This is a genomic window from Kitasatospora sp. NPDC029312, from assembly GCF_055569215.1.
In genome coordinates, this window is sequence record NZ_JBVHXY010000006.1 from 36,694 (window position 1) to 54,742 (window position 18,049).

Here is an 18,049-nt window from a genome sequence, read left to right on the forward strand (position 1 = left end):
CACCCCCCCCCCCCCCCCCCCCCCCCCCCCCCCCCCCCCCCCCCCCCCCCCTCCCCTCCCCCTCCCCCCCCCCCCCCCCCCCCCCCCCCCCCCCCCCCCCCCGCAGGGCTTCCCGGCCCACGGCGGTCAGCGGACGTCGGCCGCAGCGGCTGGCAGCAGGCGGTGGTCGAGCGCCGCCGAGAAGCGCTCGACCACCTCCCGCAGCCCGGCCTCGGCCGTGCGCTCGACGGTCACGCCGGCCCGCTCGTCGAAGGTGATGCAGCGGTCCAGCACGAACCACCCCTGGACGACGTGGAACGCCCCCATCGAGGACAGCACCGGGCGCAGCGCGTAGTCGATGGCGAGGACGTGCGCCGTCGATCCCCCGGTGGCCAGCGGCAGCACGGTCTTGCCTTCGAGGGCGTGCTGCGGGAGCCGGTCCAGCAGGCACTTCAGCAGCCCCGAGTACGCCGCCTTGTAGACCGGCGAGGCGATGACCACACCGTCCGCCAGCGCGAACAGCTCGGCGGCGCGGGCCAGTTCGGGATGGTCCGGGTCCGGGCCGAGCAGCGCGCTCGCGGACAGGGCCCGGACGTCCAGCGGGAGGACGGTGTGCCCCCGGGCGGACAGCATCGCGTCGGCGTGGCGCAGCAGGCCGGTGGTGCGGGAGTGTACGGAGGGACTTCCCGATACGGACAGGACGACAGCCATCAACTCTCACTTCGCCGAAGGGTTGCGGTCACCGGGGGAACGGGCCCCGAGGGTCAGACGGCGGCCTCCTGCGGGCCGGCGACGCGCACCGTCCGGTTCTCGGCCCAGCGGGCGGCGGGCGGAACCGCGACTCCCGCGATCAGGAACATCCCGCCCAGGAGCAGGCAGCCGACCCAGCCCCAGCTGACCATGGCGGTGGTGGCGACCACCGGCGTGAGGATCTGCCCGAGGTCGCGCCCGACGCCGAACATCCCCTGGTACTGGCCCACCGCGTGCTCGGGGGCGAGTTCGAAGGACAGGCCCCAGGCGCCGGCCGACTGAAACAGCTCGCCCGCCACGTGCACCCCGGCGCCGAGCACCAGGAAGGCCGCGGCCAGCCACACCGACTGCCCGTCGGTCAGAGCCCACAGGGCGCAGCACGCGGCGAGCAGGATCCCGGAGCGGAGTTGGGCGGTGGCGGCGCCGCGCACGGTGTCGGAGCCCTTGCTGGCGCGCACCTGGAAGACGGTGGCCGAGATCGAGTTGATCAGCACCAGCACCGAGTACAGCGCCACCGGCACCTTGGTGTGGCTGGCGATGAACAGCGGCAGGGCGATGGTGAACAGGCCGAGGTTCATGCCGAGGACGGCGTTGAGCATGGTGAGCAGGACGAACGGGCGGTCCCGCAGGACGACCCAGCGGGGGGCGTCCTTGGCCCTGGGCACCGGCGGGACGGCCGGCACCCGCATCGTCGCCGCCGCGGAGACGAGGTAGCACCCGGCGGCGATCAGCACCACCACCAGGTAGGCCCGGGTGGTGTCGGCCAGCAGGGCGCCACCCGCGATGACGGCTCCCAGCGTCCAGCCGGCGTTGTTGACGGACCGGAGGTAGGCACGGGTGTGCACCCGCTGCTCGGGCGCCGCGGATCCGGCGATCAGCGCGCCCTCGGCGGCGAGCCCCGCGGATTCGAAGAGCGTCACCAGGCAGGCCACCACCAGGAACGCGGGGAAGCTGTCGAGCAGCACGTAGCCGCAGAGCAGCAGTGCCTCGGCGGTCCGTGCGGCGGCCCGCAGCCCGCGCGGTCCGAAGGCGTCGGACAGGTAGCCCGCCGGGATCCCGGCGGCGAGGCCCACCAGTGAGGCGAGCGTCAGGCCGACGCCGACCTGGCCGGCCGGCAGGCCGACCGCCCGGGTCAGGTAGAGCGGCAGCACGGTGGCGAAGAGGCCACGGCCTACCCGGCTGGTGAGTGCGGCGACGGCCAGCCCGCGGACCGGTCCCGGTTCCGGTATGACCGACCGCCAGAGTTCCGCTGTCCTGGAGTTCGGCATCTGTCTCCCTGTCGTTCCGTGCGTGCCCGGCACGCGTGGTGGTGGTTCCCCCGGTACCCGCGGTAGCGGTTACGGAAGGTCGAACGGCAGTGTCACACCGTCGAGGGCCCCGGCGCAGGCGCACCGGCGTTCCGAGGGGAGTCCGGCGACCGCTTCCAGCACGAGCCCGCGCAGGCGCTCGGTGTGCCGGGCGAAGACCTTGAACACCTCGTCCTGGGCGACGCTCTCGTTGGCGTCGATCCCGGCGTCGAGGTCGGTCACCAGGGCCACCGAGGTGTAGCAGAGGCCGAGTTCACGGGCGAGCACGGCCTCGGGGTGGCCGGTCATGTTGACCAGCGACCAGCCGGCCGAGGCGTACCACTGCGACTCCGCGCGGGTGGAGAAGCGCGGGCCCTCGATCACCACCATGGTGCCGCCGTCCGTGACGTCGTCCCCCGTCGCGGCGGCGGCCTTGACCACCGCGGCCCGGCCGTCGGCGCAGTACGGGTCGGCGAAGGAGACGTGGACCGCGCCCTCCTCGTAGTAGGTCTGGACGCGGCCGGAGGTGCGGTCGACCAACTGGTCGGGCACCACGATGCTGCCCGGGCCCAGCTCGCGCCGCAGCGAGCCGACGGCGCAGGGGGCGAGCACCTGGCGGACCCCGAGCGAGCGCAGCGCCCACAGGTTGGCGCGGTAGTTGATCCGGTGCGGGGGCAGCGCGTGGCCGCGGCCGTGACGGGGCAGGAAGGCGACCGTGCGGCCGGCCACGGTGCCGACGGAGACGGTCTCCGAGGGTTCCCCGTACGGCGTGGGAACCGTGATCTCCTCGGCGCCTTCGAGCAGTCGGTAGAACCCGCTGCCGCCGATCACCGCGATGTCGGCCACCCGGTCAGGTGCTGTGGTCATGGTTGGGGGTCCTCGTCTCGGGAAGTATCAGGGCGTCTCAGGAGAGGGCGAGTCCGGTCCGGCCGGCCGGTGGGGCGTCAGCTCGACCTGGTCCAGGGCGGTCACCAGCGGGTGGTCGCCCGTCGGCGCGCTCGGGTCCTCGGGGCGGCGCACGGCCACCGTGCGCCAGCCCGCGGCGGCGGCCGCGTCGAGCTCCCCGACGCGGTCGCTGAGGAAGACGGTGAGGTGGGGCTCCACCCCGATGGCCCGGGTGATGCTCCGGTACGACGCGGGCTCGGTCTTGGCGCCGGCGTTGCCGAGATCGAAGTGGCCGCGCAGCAGGGCGGACAGGTCACCCTCGTTGCTGTGGCCGAACCAGTCGCGCTGGGCGGTCACCGAGCCCGAGGAGTAGATGTAGCAGGCGATGCCGGCCGCGTGCCAGGCGCGCAGCGCCGGCGGTACGTCGGGGTAGACGTGCCCGGTGAGGGTGCCGTCGGCGAAGCCCTCGGCCCAGATCAGCCCTTGGAGGCGCTTGAGCGGGGCGGCCTTGACGTCGGCGTCGGCCCAGGCCGTGAGCGCCGCGACGGCCCCCGCCTCGTCCACCGCGCCTCCTGCTGACTCGCCGGTCTCCTTGAGGAGTTCGGCGTGGAGCGGGTCGTCGCGGTGGTCCGCGAACCAGTCCGCCAGCCGGGCGCGGGCGTACGGGAACAGCACGTCGTACACGTGCGCGGCGGAGCCGGTGGTGCCCTCGATGTCGAGGACGGCCGCCCGGACGGTCGCCGTGATCACGCGTCCGCCGCGAGCAGCGCGTCGAGGTCCGGGAACCGGGTGGCGATGGTGTCGCCGGTGAAGTCCCCCACCCAGCCGTCCTTCTCCTTGAAGAAGCGGATGGCGGCGAACTGCGGGCGGCTGCCCATGTCGAACCAGTGGCGGGTGCCCGCCGGCACCGACAGCAGGTCACCCGCCGTGCAGACGACCGCGTACACCTTGCCGTCCACGTGCAGGTAGAAGCAGCCCGCGCCGTGGATGAAGAAGCGCACCTCGTCCTCGGCGTGCCGGTGTTCGGCCAGGAAGGTCGAACGGGCCTGGCGCGCCTTCTCCTCCCACGCCGGGCCCGGTTCGGGCAGCAGCTGGGCCACGTCCACGACCCGCAGCCCCTCCCGGGCGCACAGGTCGTCGACCTCGGTGCGGTAGCGCGCGAGGACGTCCTCGGCGGTCTCCGCCCCGGTGAGTTCGCCGCGCAGGCTCCACCGGCGGAAGTCGACGCCGCAGTCCCGCAGCGCCGCCGCGATCTCGTGTTCGTCGCCGGTGCGCAGCAGCACCTCGTCCGGCGCGTGGTCCGGCATGATCTGGAGCAGGGTCATCGGCTGTTCTCCTCGGCGGGGTTGGCGGTGTCCGGGCCGGCCGGCCCGACACCGAGGACCAGGAGCTGGCAGATCGCCTCCAGGCATTCGAGGCGGTTGCGGGCCTCGGCGAGGTCGCGCCCCCAGGTGGTGATGCCGTGGTGGGCGATGAGCAGTCCGGGCGGGGCCTGCGGGGTGCGTTCCAGGTGGCTCGCGACCTCGTCGGCGATCCGGTCCACGTCCGGCCAGTTGGGGAACACCGGCAGGTCGGTCCCGGTGGGGTCGGCGAGGGCGAGCCCCTTGAGCAGCTCGAAGTGCTCGAGCCGCAGCGGGCGTACCCGGTCGGTCCGGGTGGTGCTGGCCGTCGCCGTCGCGTACGGCGCGTGGACGTGGATGACCGCTCCGGCGCCGGTGGTCCGGTAGACGGCGGCGTGGATCGAGGTCTCGGCGGACGGCCGCAGTGTGCCCGGGGTGAGGGCCCGTCCGCTGTCCGCGTCCACCACGACCGTGTCCTCGGCGGTCAGTTCGCCCTTGTCCCGCCCGCTGGCGGTGATGAGGGCGAGGCGGCCGCCGGGGAGCCGGGCGGAGATGTTTCCGGAGGTGCCCGGCATCCAGCCGCGCCGGTAGAGGTCGCGGGAGAGCTCGGCGAGGCCGCCGCCGACTCGCCGGCGGTCGGCGGCGGCGGGTGCGGCGGTCGCGGTGGGGGCCTCGGTCCCGGTGGGAGCCACGGTCCCGGCGGGGGCCTGGGCCCCGGTGGGGGCGGCGCTCATCCGGACACCTTGCTCAGGGTCGAGAGCGGGTGGGCGGACAGCCGCTCCGCCCCGCCGAGGCCGAGCAGTTCGACCACCGCGGCCAGCCCCGCCACTTCGGCGCCCGCGTCACCGACCAGGCCGGCCGCGGCCGCGAGGGTGCCGCCGGTGGCGAGCACGTCGTCGACGCAGAGCACCCGCTCGCCGGGCAGCACCGCGCCCTTCTGCAGTTCCAGCAGGTCGTCGCCGTACTCGAGGCTGTAGGACGCCCGGTGGACGGGGCCGGGGAGCTTGCCGGGCTTGCGGGCCAGGACGAGCGGCGTGCCGGTCCGGACGGCGAGGGCCGCACCGAGCACGAAGCCGCGGGACTCGATGGCGAGGATCCGGTCGAACCGGCCGGCGTGGGTGTCGGCGATCCGGTCCGCGATCCGCCCGAGCAGGCCCGGTTCGGCGTAGACGCCGGCCAGGTCCCGGAAGAGGATCCCCGGCTGGGGGTGGTCGGCGAAGCTGGTGAGCAGCTCGGTGATGCGCTCACCGAGTCCGTCCTCGGGCGGGCCGGCCGCGGCCGTCGGCCGGAAGACCTGCCGTTCCGAGACGACGGCGGTGATCAGGTCGGCCGGGGTGACGTCGAAGGCCGGGTTGAAGACGGCCGCGTCGGCCGGGGCGACCGGCGAACCGGCGACGCTGGTGACCTCCTCGGCCGCCCGCTCCTCGATCCGGATGCCACCGCCGGCGGGCAGTCGGCGGTCCCAGGTCGACTCGGGCGCGACCACCACGAAGGGGATGCCGTGGCGGGCGGCCGCGACGGCCAGGCCGTACGTCCCGATCTTGTTGGCGGTGTCGCCGTTGGCGGCGATCCGGTCCGCGCCCACCAGCACGCAGTCCACCAGTCCGCGGGACATCGCGGCGGCCGCGGCCGAGTCCACGCACACCTGGTAGGGCACTCCGGCCTCGCCGAGTTCCCACGCGGTCAGCCGGGCGCCCTGCAGCAGCGGGCGGGTCTCGTCCACCAGGACGTTGGCGACCCGGCCGCGGGCGGCGAGTTCCAGGATCGTGCCGAGGGCGGTGCCGACCGCGGCGGTGGCCAGCCGGCCGGTGTTGCAGTGGGTGAGGATGCGCAGTGGCCGGTCCGGGGTGAGGCTCGTGACCAGGTCGGCGGCGTTGCGCACCGCGGCCCGGTTCACGGCGGCGTCCTCGGCGAGCATCGACACGGCCTGGGCCAGTACGGCCTCGGGCCCGTCGGCGAGCCGGTCGAGCGCCCGCTCCACGGCCCAGGCGAGGTTGACGGCGGTGGGCCGGGCCGCGGCGATCCGGGCGCTGTCGGCGCGCACCGCCGCCTCGTCCACCGCGCCGCCTGGCCCGGTCCGGTGTAGGTGGGCCGAGAGCGCGACGCCGAGTGCCCCGGCCAGGCCGATGGCCGGGGCGCCGCGCACGGCGAGCGAGCGGACGGCGTCGATCAACTGGTCGACCGTCTCCAGTCGCAGCACCCGGTACTCGTGCGGCAGCGCGCGCTGGTCCACGGCGAGGACGGCGCCGTCGTCCCAGGTGATGGACGACTGGAAGGCGCCCTCGGCGTTCTCCGTCTTCTCCGCCGGCCGGTTCACGCGACGGCCGCCTTCAGCTCCGCGACCCGGTCGGTGCGCTCCCAGGTGAAGTCCGGCAGCTCACGGCCGAAGTGGCCGTAGGCGGCGGTCTGGGCGTAGATGGGGCGCAGCAGGTCCAGGTCGCGGATGATGGCGGCCGGGCGCAGGTCGAAGACCTCGGAGACGGCCTGCTGGATGCTGAGCAGGGGCGCGGTCTCGGTGCCGAAGGTCTCGACGAACAGGCCGACCGGCTCGGCCTTGCCGATGGCGTAGGCGACCTGCACCTCGGCGCGGCGGGCGAGTCCCGCGGCGACGATGTTCTTGGCGACCCAGCGCATCGCGTAGGCGGCCGAGCGGTCCACCTTGGACGGGTCCTTGCCGGAGAAGGCGCCGCCGCCGTGGCGGGCCATGCCGCCGTAGGTGTCGATGATGATCTTGCGGCCGGTGAGCCCGGCGTCGCCCATCGGGCCGCCGATCTCGAAGCGGCCGGTCGGGTTGACCAGCAGGCGGTAGCCGTCGGTCTCCAGGTCGAGGCCGTCCTCGGCCAGGCGCTTCAACTCCGGCTCCACGACGTGCTCGCGGATGTCCGGGCTGAGCAGCGTTTCCAGGTCGATGTCGGCGGCGTGCTGGGAGGAGACCACCACGGTGTCCAGGCGGACGGCGCGGTCGCCGTCGTACTCGATGGTCACCTGGGTCTTGCCGTCGGGCCGCAGGTAGGGGACGGTCCCGTCCTTGCGCACCTCGGACAGCCGCCGCGAGAGCCGGTGCGCCAGGGTGATCGGCAGCGGCATCAACTCCGGCGTCTCGTCGGTGGCGTAACCGAACATCAGGCCCTGGTCGCCGGCGCCCTGCCGGTCCAGCGCGTCCGCGTCGGCGGCCGGGGTTCCGTCCACGCCCTGCGCGATGTCGGGCGACTGAGCGCCGATGGACACCGACACGCCGCAGGAGGCGCCGTCGAAGCCCTTCTTGGAGCTGTCGTAGCCGATCTCCAGGATCTTGTCCCGGACGAGCTGGGCGATCGGCGCGTACGCCTTGGTGGTCACCTCGCCGGCCACGTGCACCTGGCCGGTGGTGATGAGCGTCTCCACGGCGACCCGGGAGGTCGGGTCCTCGCGCAGGAGCGCGTCGAGGATGGTGTCGCTGATCTGGTCGGCGATCTTGTCGGGGTGTCCCTCGGTCACGGACTCCGAGGTGAACAGGCGGCGAGACATGCTTCTCCTGGGGTATCGGCGGACGGAGCGGGCCGAGGCCGAACGGTGTCCATGACGACGGCTCCGGGGACGGTCGCGGAGTGGAGGTGTCGTCTGCCGCTCAGGGGCGCCGTTTCGGCACAGCCCCGCGCGGACCGACGCCGGCGGGATACGGCGGGGGTCGGCGGGCGGATCGAGAGCAAGTGGTTCGCCGGGCACCCACGGCCCGGTTCTCAAACAAAGCGCATAACACCCCCCGGTACTCTCGTGAACGCTCCTGCCGGAGCTTCTCCGAGTCGCGGGAGGCGCTTTTCCCGTCCACCGTAGATCTTGGACTTGACGAGGTCAAGACATGATCGACCTGGGATGACGGCCCGTCGAAGGGGCCCTTGGGGAGTGACGCACGTCACATGGACGGGCCGATTGGGTCGATCTATCGTTCCCCAGCAGAGTCACGAACTGAGTGGATTATTTTTCTCGGAATCACCAAGCAACTCCGACGATAATTTTCATCAGTGAATGGGGTACACGTGGACGAGTTCCTTCCCTTAGGTGACGGATGGGTGGGGGAAACCCTCACAAAGGACGAGGGACTCTGGCGGGTCCCGATGCCGTCCGAAGCGGCGGCCGAACTGATCGCGGCGGCCCGTGCCGAAATAGCCGCGAACCGCCGGCCCGACCTGGGCGCGCCGCGCCCGACCGATCTGCCGCACAGCGCGGCCTTCGCCGCGGAGCTCCACGCCCGGCTCGCGAGCGGCCTCGGGTGCGTGGTGGTCACCGGATTCCCGGTGACGGGCGACGACCCCCGCGAGGCCGAGACGGCCTACTGGCTGCTCGGCCTCCTCCTCGGGCGCCCGGTCTCCCAGAGCCGCAAGGGCGACCTCCTGGGCCGGGTCGAGGACCGCGGCGCCGACATCTCCAGCCCCGTCCAGCGCGGCTACGAGAGCTCCGCCGAACTCCCCTTCCACGTCGACCGCACCGACGTCATCGGACTGCTGTGCATCCGCCCGGCCCGCTCCGGCGGCCTGAGCCGGATCGCCTCCTCCAAGACGGTGCACGACCTGCTCCTGGCCGAGCAGCCCGAGCTGCTCGCCGAGCTGTACCGGCCGTTCCCGAACGACCGGCGCGGCGAGGAACAGCCCGGTGAGCGGCCGTGGTCCCCGATCCCGGTGTTCAGCCGGACGGACGGCCACTTCGCGATGCGCTACGTCCGCCGCTTCATCACCGGCTCCCAGCGGCACGACGGCGCGCCCCGCCTCACCGAACGCCAGCTGGCCGCGATGGACGCCGTCGACGAGATCCTCCAGCGCCCCGGCGTCGCCCTCGACATGGAGCTTCGGGAGGGCGACCTCCAGCTGATCGACAACTTCACCACCCTGCACGCCCGGACGGCCTTCACCGACGGCGGCGGACGCGACCGCCTGCTGCTGCGCCTGTGGCTCGCCTTCTCCGGCAGCCCCGCGCTGCCCGAGGGGTACGCGTCGCTGTACGGCGCGACGGCGGCCGGCTCCTACCGGGGCGGCGTGTGGCCGACCGGGACCGTCCCCGCCGACCTCGGCCGACCCGTCTGCCGGCTCGGATGAGCCCGGACGCGCCACAGCGTCCGGGGGAAGACTTACCGCCGACCGCCGCATCGCCCGAACTCGCGGCCGTCCGGACCGTCCAGCTGCTCGACTTCGACCGCGTGCCCGGCACCGCCGCCGGACGCGGGGCCCCGGGCTCGATGCTGCTGCTGCACGGCTTCGGGGACGACAAGTCCGCGCTGCGGCCCATCGGCGACGCGCTGTGCCCGCCGGGCGCGGTGGCGGTGTACCCGACGCTGCGCGCCCACGGCACGAGTCCGGCGCCGGCCTGGGGGTACTCACCACTGGACTTCGCCGCCGACGTCCAGCGGATCGCCGATTCCCTGCCGCACCCGGTGCACGTGGTCGGGCATTCCTACGGCGCATTGGTCGCCGCGGTTCTCGCCGTTTCCCTGGGCCCTTCCAGAATTGCCAGCGTCGCCCTGCTCGACCAGGCCTTCGAGCCGTTCATGGAACGTTACGAGGCGGATGAATGGGCGGAGGCGAGTTTTCTCAAATGGCATTATGATTACAGTCACCTGATCGATGCCAACAGTTCACTCGGAATTCCCGTCCTCTCGGTGATCGCCCGCGACAGTCCGGTCGTCCCGGACGGCGAACGCACCAGGATGCTCTCCCGCGAAACGACCGGGACGTTCTCCTGCGTGCTGACCGAGGGCAGCCACACCTCATTCCTGCGGGATTCCGCCGTCGGAATTCTCACGGACTTCTACCAGGGCTTGCACCAGGCCGAGCTCGGGTGCCCGGAGCTGGAGACCTGAACGTGACAGCGCACCGACCTTCCACTGCCGTCGACACCACCCTGGAGGTCCTGCTCCGGATCCACCGGGAGGTGCTGGAGACCCAGGACGTCAACCCCACCGACAACTTCTTCGATCTGGGCGGCAACAGCCTGCTGGCCTTCCGGGTGATCAAACGGACCGCCGAACGACTCGGCGTCCGGGTGTCCGCCAGATCGGTCTTCACCGCGGCCTCCGTCCGTGAACTCGCGGACCGCGTCGAGGAGGCGCGCACGGCCGGCGAGGCGTCCGCCACCGCCCCCGCCGCCCCGACCACCCATCAGGGCCGGGCTTCGATGGCCCAGGAATGGGCCCTGCTGTCCAGCCTGAACGACCCGGAGGCGCCGGCCCTGCAGTTCCACGTCGCCTACCGGCTGCGCGGCCTGCTCGACATCGCCGCGCTGCACGACGCCCTCCGGGCGCTGACGGCGCAACACCCCTCCCTGCGCACGGTGTTCCGGGTGCAGGACGGCACGGTGCGCCAGCATGTGCGGCCCGAGGCGCTCCCCGAGCTGTTCGTGGAGGACGTCCGCCGGCTGCCCGAGGCGGAGCGCGCCGAGGAGGCCCTGCGGATCCTCGACGCCGAGGTCCGCCGTCCCTTCGACCGGTACGCCGGCCCGCTGATCCGGGCACACCTGGTGCGTTCCGCGCCCGAGGAGGCCTACCTCGCCCTGGTCTTCGACCACATGGGCGCGGACGGCTGGTCCCTGGACGTCCTCACCGCGGACCTCGGCGCCGCCTACCGGGCCCGGCTCGAGGGCGGCCGCGCCGAGCTCACCGAGTCCGGCGGCTACGCGGACTGGTCCGCGCGGCAGTGGGACCGCTTCGAGCACGGCCGCATCGACCGGGTCGCGGATTACTGGAAGTCCCAACTGGGTAGCGACCCTTCGTCGATCGCCGTCCGGCTGCCCGGCTACCGCCCCAACCAGGGGCTGTCCGGCCCGGCCGCCCTCCACCTGGAGGTGCCGGGCGAGGTCGGCGAGGCGCTGGACGACGTCTGCCGCAAGCTCCGGGCGACGCCGTACTGCGTCACCATCGCCGCGCTGAAGGCCCTCGTCGCCCAGCAGACCGGCCGCTCCCGGGTCACCCTGCTGACCAGCTCCGCCAACCGGCTGGAGCCCGAATTCCAGGACACCGTCGGCTGGTTCGCCAACGGCGTCTTCCCGACCACCGACGTCGACCTCGACCTGTCCTTCGAGCGGTTCGTCGCCCGCGTCACGGAGACGGCGCTCGCGGCCACCGCCCACGGCGACCTGCCCGCCTGGTACGTCCGCCGCGCCATGTGGCCCCAGGTGCCCAGCGGTTTCCGCAAGGACCCCGGCATCTACTTCATGTTCAACGAGCTGTGGGGCCGGTCGCTGCGGCTGGCCGGCCTCACGGTCGAACCGGTGGCCCTGCCGGAGACCGCCGACTCCCCCGGACTGCACCTGTGGCTGCTCCGGGACGGCCCCACCCTGCAGTTCACCGCTCTGCACTACCGGTCCGAGTACTCCGACGAGTACGTCCACGAGTTCGCCAGGGCATTTCTCCGCGCCGTCGCGGCACTCGCACGCCGACCGGACCAGCCCATGCGCGAGGTCCTCCGGTCCGGCGGCTCCTGACCCTTCCAGCAGACAGGACCTGACCAGACATGCCCACCATCGACATCGACGCCTACCGCCGGGACGGCTACCACCTGCTCCCCGGCCTGCTCGGCACCGACGACCACCGCCAGGCCGTCGAGTTCTTCGACACCCTCGACGCCGCGCAGGACGTGGCGCCCGGGTACGAGGCGGAGTACGACGAGGCGGACGGCGTGCGCCGACTGCGCAAGCTCCGCCGACTGCTCTGGAACGACCCGAAGGTCTGGGGTCCGATCCTCAACCGCGCGGGCGCCACCGACCTCGCCCGCCGGGTCATCGGCGACGAGGCCGCCGTCGTCTTCCACGCCGCCTTCCTCAAGCCCGCCCTGGTCGGCACCGAGGTGGCGCTGCACCAGGACCAGGCGCTGTGGACGTACACCTACCCGAAGGCGTTCAGCGTCTGGTTCGCGCTGACCCCGGTCTCGCCCGCCAACGGCGGCCTGTTCGGCTGTCCCGAGTCGCACGCCGGCGGCCGGATCCCGCACCGCGACCGGCCGCACTACCGCTGGCACGCCAGCCTCGACGCCGCCGAGGACGGGCTGCGCGAGCCGGTCCAGTTCGAGCTGTCCCCCGGGGACGCCGTCATGTGGGACCGCTACTTCGCCCACGGCAGCGCGGCCAACACTTCCCCGGACGACCGCCGCGGCATGGTGGTCGTCTTCGCAGACGCCTCGGACCCGGAGTTCCGCGCCAAGGACAGCTTCCCGCTCAGCGACCTGGCCGCCCTCGGCACCGCCTGACCCGGGCTCACCGACGATCTGCAGGAGACCTTGTGACGTACATCATCGACAGCACCCTGCGTGAGGGCATGCAGTCGGCGCACGGCCGTTTCACCCTGGAGCAGAGCGTCGAAGTCGCCTCGCTGCTGGTGCGATCCGGTGTCGACGCCATCGAGTGCGGGCACCCCGCCATCGGCCCCGACGAACTGCTGCGGGTCTCCGCGGTGGTGGAGGCGGCCGGTGACGTGCCGGTGCTGGCCCACGCCCGCGCGGACGTGGCCGACATCGAGGCCGTCGCCAAGACCGGCGCCGCCTGGGTGGGCATCTTCCTCGGCGTGAACGACGTGACCCGGCGTTCCCGGCTGCCCGGACGCACCCTGAAGGAACTCTTCGACCGGGTGGAGCAGTCCGTCTCCCACGCCCGCAAGCTCGGCCTGCGGGTCCGGTTCACGGTCGAGGACAGCAGCCGCACCGACTCCGGCGAACTCGTCGAGGCCTACCTCATCGCCGCCGAGGCCGGGGCCGAGCGGATCTGCTTCGCCGACACCCTGGGCCTCATGGAGCCGCACCAGATCAGCGAGCGGATCGGCAACCTGCAACGGCTCTGTCCCGGCACCGACATCGAGGTGCACCTGCACGACGACCGCGGCCTGGCGCTCGCCAACGCGCTGGCCGCCGTCGACGCCGGCGCGGCCTGGGTCTCCACCTCGGTCAACGGCCTCGGCGAGCGGGCCGGGATCACCGACTACGCGGCCCTCGCCGTCAACCTGCAGTACCGCGGCACGCGGCCGCTGGCCGACGCCACCCTGCTCAACGAACTCAGCCGCCGGGTCGGCGCCTACTCGCGCTCGATGCCCGACCACCGCCGGCCCGTGGTCGGCCGCGACGTCTTCCACCACGTCGCCAAGCTGCACGTCGCCGCCGTCGAGCGCGAGCCCGGATCGTACGAGTGGCTGGAGCCCGCCCTGCTCGGGCGCACCAGCACCACCCGGCCCACGGGTGTGTCGGGCAAGGCGGCCGACTGGATCGTCGACCCGAAGATCATCTCCGCCACCGAGCTGCGCTACCACCGCAAGGGCCCCGGCGACCGCTTCGTCCTCGTCGACAACCGCTTCGTGCCCGGCGCGGAGCAGTACTGCATCGCCCGGCGCATCCCGAAGCTCGACGACTACGGCCTCGGCCACGTCGACACCCACGTCCACCACTGCGACAGCCTGTTCATCTTCCTCGGGGAGGAGGAGGGCTACGAGGGCCTGTCCGTCGAAGTGACCCTCGGCAACGAGGTGTTCGCGGTGCAGAGCCCCGCCTCCGTCTTCATCCCCTCCGGTGTGTCCCACGGCTACCGCGTCGTCGGCGGCGCCGGGACCTACCTCAACCACGTCCTCGCCGGCGACTACAACTCCAGCCTGCTCGACCCCCTCGGGAGCAACGCATGACCAGCCAGACCGTCAACGAGAAGTCGACCGCGTGGGACCTGATCGGTTCCCTCTTCTGGGAGTCCGGCCGCACCACGGCCAAGCCCAGCGACGAGGAGATCTCGCTCTTCACGACCGGCGTCGGGCCCGGCTCGCGCTGTACCGTCGTCGGCGCCTCCACCAAGGACCTGGTCGAGGCCCTGATCGCGCTCGGCGCCGAGGTCACCGTGCTCGACTTCTCCGAGCGCATGTGCACCGACCTGCGGGCGGCCCTGCCGGCCGGCTCCTGCGAGGTGCTGCAGCACGACATCACCCGCCCGGCGCCGGAACACCTGCGCGGCACCCAGGACTTCGTCCTGAACGACCGCCTGGTGAACCGCTTCAGCGAGACCGAGGCCCGCAAGGGCATCGAGGGCATGCTCGACCTGCTCGCCGAGGGCGGCCAGATCCGCGCCTCGATCAAGCTCGGCCTCTACCCGATGGACGAGCGCATGATCGCCACCGGCCGCGAGCGCGGCACGCTGGAGCGGTTCTACGACGCCGAGAAGAAGGTCATCGACTTCTCCGCGGCCGGCGACGTGCTGACCGACTCCCTGCTGCCGCACGGCGAGATCGACTCCGAGATCCTGCTGCAGTGGTACCGCGGCCGCGGCAAGGAGCAGCGCTTCGAGCACGAGGACATCACGGCCCTGCTGGCGAGCGCGCGGGTCGGCGAGCGGGCGCTGCGCCTGGTCTCCGCGACCGACTTCGGCCAGGGAACGGTGACCCGGATGTACACCGCCGAGGCCGGCCCCGCACGACGGGACGCCTGACCGGTGTGCGGAGTCGTCGGTGTGTGCCTGGCCCCCGCTGCCGCGGGGGCCGGGCGCCCGCCCGCCGACCTCCTCGCCACCGCGGCCGTCGAGAAGCTGCTGCACCGCGGCCCCGACGGCTACGGCGTCGTCGGTGACGCCGGCTCGGCCGTCGCCATGTGCCGGCTGCGCGTGCGCAGCCGTCCGGCCGACACCGTGCCGTTCGCCGCGCCCGGGGGCACGACCGCGTTCGCCTTCAACGGCGAGGTGTACGCGGTCGGCCCGGGCGCCTGGGCGGGCGGGGGCGGGCCGGACGCCCCGGTGGCCGTCCCCCTGGCCGTCCCGGTGGGCGGCCTCGACGAGGCCGAGGGGGTGGACGGGCACGGGCCCGCCGACCTGGACGGGATGTACGCCCTGCTCCGCCGCACCCAGGACGGCGCGATCGAGGTCACCCGGGACCCTCTGGGCATCAAGCCGCTCTACCTGCGCCGGCACCGGGACGGCGTCGCCGTGGCCTCGGAGATCCCGGCGCTGCTGGAGCTGTTCGGCCCCTGCCCGGTCCGGCCGGAGGCCGTCACCCAGTTCCTGCTGTTCGGCCGGGTGGTGGACGGCGGCACCTTCTTCCAGGGCATCGAACCGGTGGCGCCCGGCGCGCGGCTGCTGCTCAAGGAGGGCCGGGTGCAGCAGCTGTCGGCCGGCGCCGCCGGGCCGCTGCCCGCCCGGTCCGAGGTGCCGGCCGGGCCGGAGGCGATCCGCGCCGCCGTCGCCCGCGCGGTGGACCGCGTCCTGGTGTCCGACCGGCCGCTCGGCCTCGCACTGAGCGGCGGGCTGGACTCGACCGTGCTCGCGACCGAACTGGCCCGGCGCGGCGTGCGCGACCTGTCCACGGTGAGCGTGCTGCCGCGCGGCAACGGCGACGGCATCCGGGACCTGGCCGAGCTGCGGCTGCCCGGCACGTCCTGGCGGAGCTGGCGGCACCGGTCGGTCGAGTTCGGGCCGGACGACCTGCTCGACGGCGTTCCCGACGCCGTCCGCTCGCTGGGCGAGCCGACCGCACTCACCAGCGTGCCGATGTACGCGGCGCTGGCCCGGCTGGCCCGGGAGAGCGGGATCGTCGTCCTGCTGGTCGGCGAGGGCGCCGACGAGGTGTTCGGCGGGTACCGAAGCTACCTGGGCCTGTCCGGGGCGGCCGGCGCGGCCGACTTCTACCTGCCCGCGGCGCGCTCGGGGCCACTGCGCGAGCTGGTCGGCGCACCGGCGTACGACGCGGCCCGCGAGGCCCTGGTCGCCGCGCTGCCGGCCGCCGCCGGCCGCCCGGTCGGTGACGTGGTGCGGGAGTTCGAGTACGAGCACAGCCTCGAACCGCTGCTGCGCCGGGCCGACCACCTGCTGATGGCCCAGGGCGTGGAGGGGCGCACGCCCTTCCTGCACGGCGGGCTGCCCGCCCGCGCCGCGTCCCTGCCGTTCGACGCGCTGGTCCGCGACGGCCAGACCAAGGTGCCGCTGCGGCAGGCGTACGCCGGGGCGCTGCCGCACTTCCTGGACGAGGTGAAGAAGCCGTTCCGGGCGCCCGTCGACGACTGGCTGTCCGGCCCCCGCGCGGCACGGGTCCGCTCCGATCTGGCCGGTCACCGCGACCGGTTGGAGGCCGTGGGCCTGCGGCCGGACGCCCTCGGCCGCCTGCTGGACGGCATCGCCGCGGGCGACGCCGCCGCCACCGGGCTCGCCTTCCCGTTGCTCACCCTGGGCGCCTGGCTGGAATGGCTGGCCGCCTGACGCCCGGCCACCGAACCGATCCGACTCCTCCGAAAGTGAGCACCATGTCCGATCCCTCCGGCGGCCGCGCCGGCGCCGTGTCCCGTCCCGGCCCGGCCCGGCGGACGATCCACCAGGCGGTCACCCGGCAGGCCTGGCAGCGGCCCGACGCCGTCGCCCTGGTCTCAAAGGGGCAGCGGTTGCGCTACGCGGAGCTGGACGCCGCGGCCGACGCCTACGCGGCGGCCCTCCAGGCCCGCGGGGTGGGGCCCGGTCACCTGGTGCCCGTGCTGCTGCCGCGCTCGCCGGAGCTGGTCGCCGTGCTGCTGGCCGTGCTCAAGTGCGGCGCCGGGTACTCCGCGCTGGACCACCGCTGGCCCCCCGAGCGGGTCGCCGCCGTGGTACGCGCACTGGACGCCCCGCTGCTGGTCACCGACCGCGCCCAGCCGTCCGTGGACGTCCCGCTCTGGGCGCCGGAGGCCGGGCCGGCCGCCGCGGCGGAGTCCGGCACCGTGCCCGCCCCCGTCGCGGTGGGCCCGGACGACACCGCCATGGTGTTCTTCACCTCGGGCACGACGGGCACGCCCAAGGGGGTGCTCTCCCCCCACCGGGCCACCACCCGCCTCTTCGACGGGCGCACCTTCGCGGACTTCGGCCGGGGCCGGGTGATGGCCCAGGCCGCCCCGGTGCCCTGGGACGCCTTCGCGCTGGAGCTGTGGGGCATGCTCACCACCGGCGGCACCAGCGTGATCGTCGAGGACGACTACCTCTTCTCCGGGGACCTGCGCGACCTGGTCAAGTCGTCCGGGGTGGACACGGTGTGGCTCACGGCCTCGCTGTTCAACCTCCTCGTCGACGAGGACGTCGACTGCTTCGAGGGCCTCCGGCAGGTCCTCACCGGCGGCGAACGGCTGTCCGTGCCGCACGTGCGCGCCCTCCAGCAGCGGCACCCGCAGATCCTCCTGGTCAACGGCTACGGGCCGGTGGAGAGCTGCGTGTTCGTCACCACCCGCCCGGTGCGCCCGGCCGACTGGACGGCGGCGAACGGCATCCCGATCGGCCGTCCGGTGCCCGGCACCTCGGTGCTGCTGCTCGACGGCGACACCCCCGCCCCGGACGGCGCGCCGGGCGAGATCTGCGTCGCCGGCGAGGGCCTGGCCCTCGGCTACCTCGGCAACCCGGAGGCGACCGCCGAGAAGTTCGTCACCCTGGACGTCGACGGCGCCGCCACGCTGCTCTACCGGACCGGCGACCTCGGCCGGCGGGACGCGGACGGGGTGCTGCACTACCTCGGCCGGGCGGACCGGCAGATCAAGATCTCCGGCTACCGCGTGGAGCCCGCCGAGATCGAGCAGGTCGCCCTCGGCCTGCCCGGCGTCCGGGAGTGCGCGGTCGTGCCCGTCCCCGGCCCGGACGGCGGCTGGGACCGGCTGGCGCTGTTCTACCGGGGCGGCCCGCAGGCCCCCGAACCGGCCGGACTGCAGCGCGGCCTCGCCGAGGTACTGCCGCACTACCTGGTGCCGCCCACCGTGCGCCGGCTCGACGCCCTGCCCCGGACGGCGAACGGGAAGCTCGACCAGGCGGCGCTGCTCGCCTCGCTCCCGCCGTCCCCGGACCAGCCCGCGGCCCGTAGCTGACCCCTCCGCTGCCCCTTCCTCC

Annotated in this window: 16 protein-coding genes; 8 read left to right on the top strand and 8 right to left on the bottom strand. The window is 73.6% G+C overall.

Going from position 1 to position 18,049, the window contains the following annotated elements; all coding sequences use genetic code 11:
• Positions 1–126 precede the first annotated feature (126 nt).
• The 8 genes from ssuE to metK form a co-directional block, all read right to left on the bottom strand.
• On the bottom strand, positions 127–690 hold the full coding sequence (gene ssuE, locus ACZ4WV_RS07410; protein WP_465743768.1) for an NADPH-dependent FMN reductase: 564 nt from the start codon (positions 688–690) through the stop codon (positions 127–129).
• Positions 691–743: 53 nt separating this feature from the next.
• Positions 744–1,997, bottom strand: a complete 1,254-nt coding sequence (locus ACZ4WV_RS07415; RefSeq protein ID WP_465743770.1) for an MFS transporter — start codon at positions 1,995–1,997, stop codon at positions 744–746.
• A 69-nt stretch (positions 1,998–2,066) separates the two neighbouring features.
• The gene (locus ACZ4WV_RS07420) at positions 2,067–2,882 is read right to left on the bottom strand and encodes an S-methyl-5'-thioadenosine phosphorylase (RefSeq protein WP_465743772.1); all 816 of its coding nucleotides are present in this window, start codon (positions 2,880–2,882) and stop codon (positions 2,067–2,069) included.
• A gap of 27 nt (positions 2,883–2,909) precedes the next feature.
• On the bottom strand, positions 2,910–3,650 hold the full coding sequence (gene mtnC, locus ACZ4WV_RS07425; RefSeq protein WP_465743774.1) for an acireductone synthase: 741 nt from the start codon (positions 3,648–3,650) through the stop codon (positions 2,910–2,912).
• The gene (locus ACZ4WV_RS07430) at positions 3,647–4,225 is read right to left on the bottom strand and encodes a 1,2-dihydroxy-3-keto-5-methylthiopentene dioxygenase (RefSeq protein ID WP_465743776.1); all 579 of its coding nucleotides are present in this window, start codon (positions 4,223–4,225) and stop codon (positions 3,647–3,649) included. Before ACZ4WV_RS07430 ends, mtnC begins: the two co-directional genes overlap by 4 nt.
• Positions 4,222–4,974, bottom strand: a complete 753-nt coding sequence (mtnB, locus tag ACZ4WV_RS07435) for a methylthioribulose 1-phosphate dehydratase (RefSeq protein WP_465743778.1) — start codon at positions 4,972–4,974, stop codon at positions 4,222–4,224. The genes ACZ4WV_RS07430 and mtnB overlap by 4 nt, the downstream gene beginning before the upstream one ends.
• Complete coding sequence (gene mtnA / locus ACZ4WV_RS07440) at positions 4,971–6,557, bottom strand: S-methyl-5-thioribose-1-phosphate isomerase (RefSeq protein WP_465743780.1); 1,587 nt, start codon at positions 6,555–6,557, stop codon at positions 4,971–4,973. The genes mtnB and mtnA overlap by 4 nt, the downstream gene beginning before the upstream one ends.
• A complete protein-coding gene (gene metK, locus ACZ4WV_RS07445) occupies positions 6,554–7,747 on the bottom strand; it encodes a methionine adenosyltransferase (protein ID WP_465743782.1) in 1,194 nt (397 codons plus the stop codon). Before metK ends, mtnA begins: the two co-directional genes overlap by 4 nt.
• 587 nt (positions 7,748–8,334) lie before the next feature.
• On the opposite strand from metK, the gene ACZ4WV_RS07450 reads away from it, so the two are divergent.
• From ACZ4WV_RS07450 to ACZ4WV_RS07485, 8 genes are read left to right on the top strand one after another with little or no spacing between them, the layout of a single operon-like run.
• Positions 8,335–9,309: a TauD/TfdA family dioxygenase gene (locus ACZ4WV_RS07450; protein WP_465743784.1), complete on the top strand. Its 975-nt coding sequence runs from the start codon at positions 8,335–8,337 to the stop codon at positions 9,307–9,309.
• Positions 9,306–10,070: an alpha/beta fold hydrolase gene (locus tag ACZ4WV_RS07455; RefSeq protein ID WP_465743786.1), complete on the top strand. Its 765-nt coding sequence runs from the start codon at positions 9,306–9,308 to the stop codon at positions 10,068–10,070. Before ACZ4WV_RS07450 ends, ACZ4WV_RS07455 begins: the two co-directional genes overlap by 4 nt.
• Positions 10,071–10,072: 2 nt before the next feature.
• Positions 10,073–11,689, top strand: coding sequence for a condensation domain-containing protein (locus tag ACZ4WV_RS07460; RefSeq protein WP_465743788.1), 1,617 nt, complete (start codon positions 10,073–10,075; stop codon positions 11,687–11,689).
• A gap of 29 nt (positions 11,690–11,718) precedes the next feature.
• Positions 11,719–12,450 (top strand): phytanoyl-CoA dioxygenase family protein, encoded by a 732-nt coding sequence (locus ACZ4WV_RS07465; RefSeq protein WP_465743790.1) that lies wholly within the window; start codon positions 11,719–11,721, stop codon positions 12,448–12,450.
• 32 nt (positions 12,451–12,482) lie between these two features.
• Complete coding sequence (locus ACZ4WV_RS07470; RefSeq protein WP_465743792.1) at positions 12,483–13,865, top strand: hypothetical protein; 1,383 nt, start codon at positions 12,483–12,485, stop codon at positions 13,863–13,865.
• The gene (locus ACZ4WV_RS07475; protein ID WP_465743794.1) at positions 13,862–14,656 is read left to right on the top strand and encodes a methyltransferase domain-containing protein; all 795 of its coding nucleotides are present in this window, start codon (positions 13,862–13,864) and stop codon (positions 14,654–14,656) included. Before ACZ4WV_RS07470 ends, ACZ4WV_RS07475 begins: the two co-directional genes overlap by 4 nt.
• Before the next feature lie 21 nt (positions 14,657–14,677).
• A complete protein-coding gene (locus tag ACZ4WV_RS07480) occupies positions 14,678–16,411 on the top strand; it encodes an asparagine synthetase B family protein (RefSeq protein ID WP_465743796.1) in 1,734 nt (577 codons plus the stop codon).
• Between the two features lie 44 nt (positions 16,412–16,455).
• A complete protein-coding gene (locus tag ACZ4WV_RS07485; protein ID WP_465743798.1) occupies positions 16,456–18,027 on the top strand; it encodes an amino acid adenylation domain-containing protein in 1,572 nt (523 codons plus the stop codon).
• Positions 18,028–18,049 lie beyond the last annotated feature (22 nt).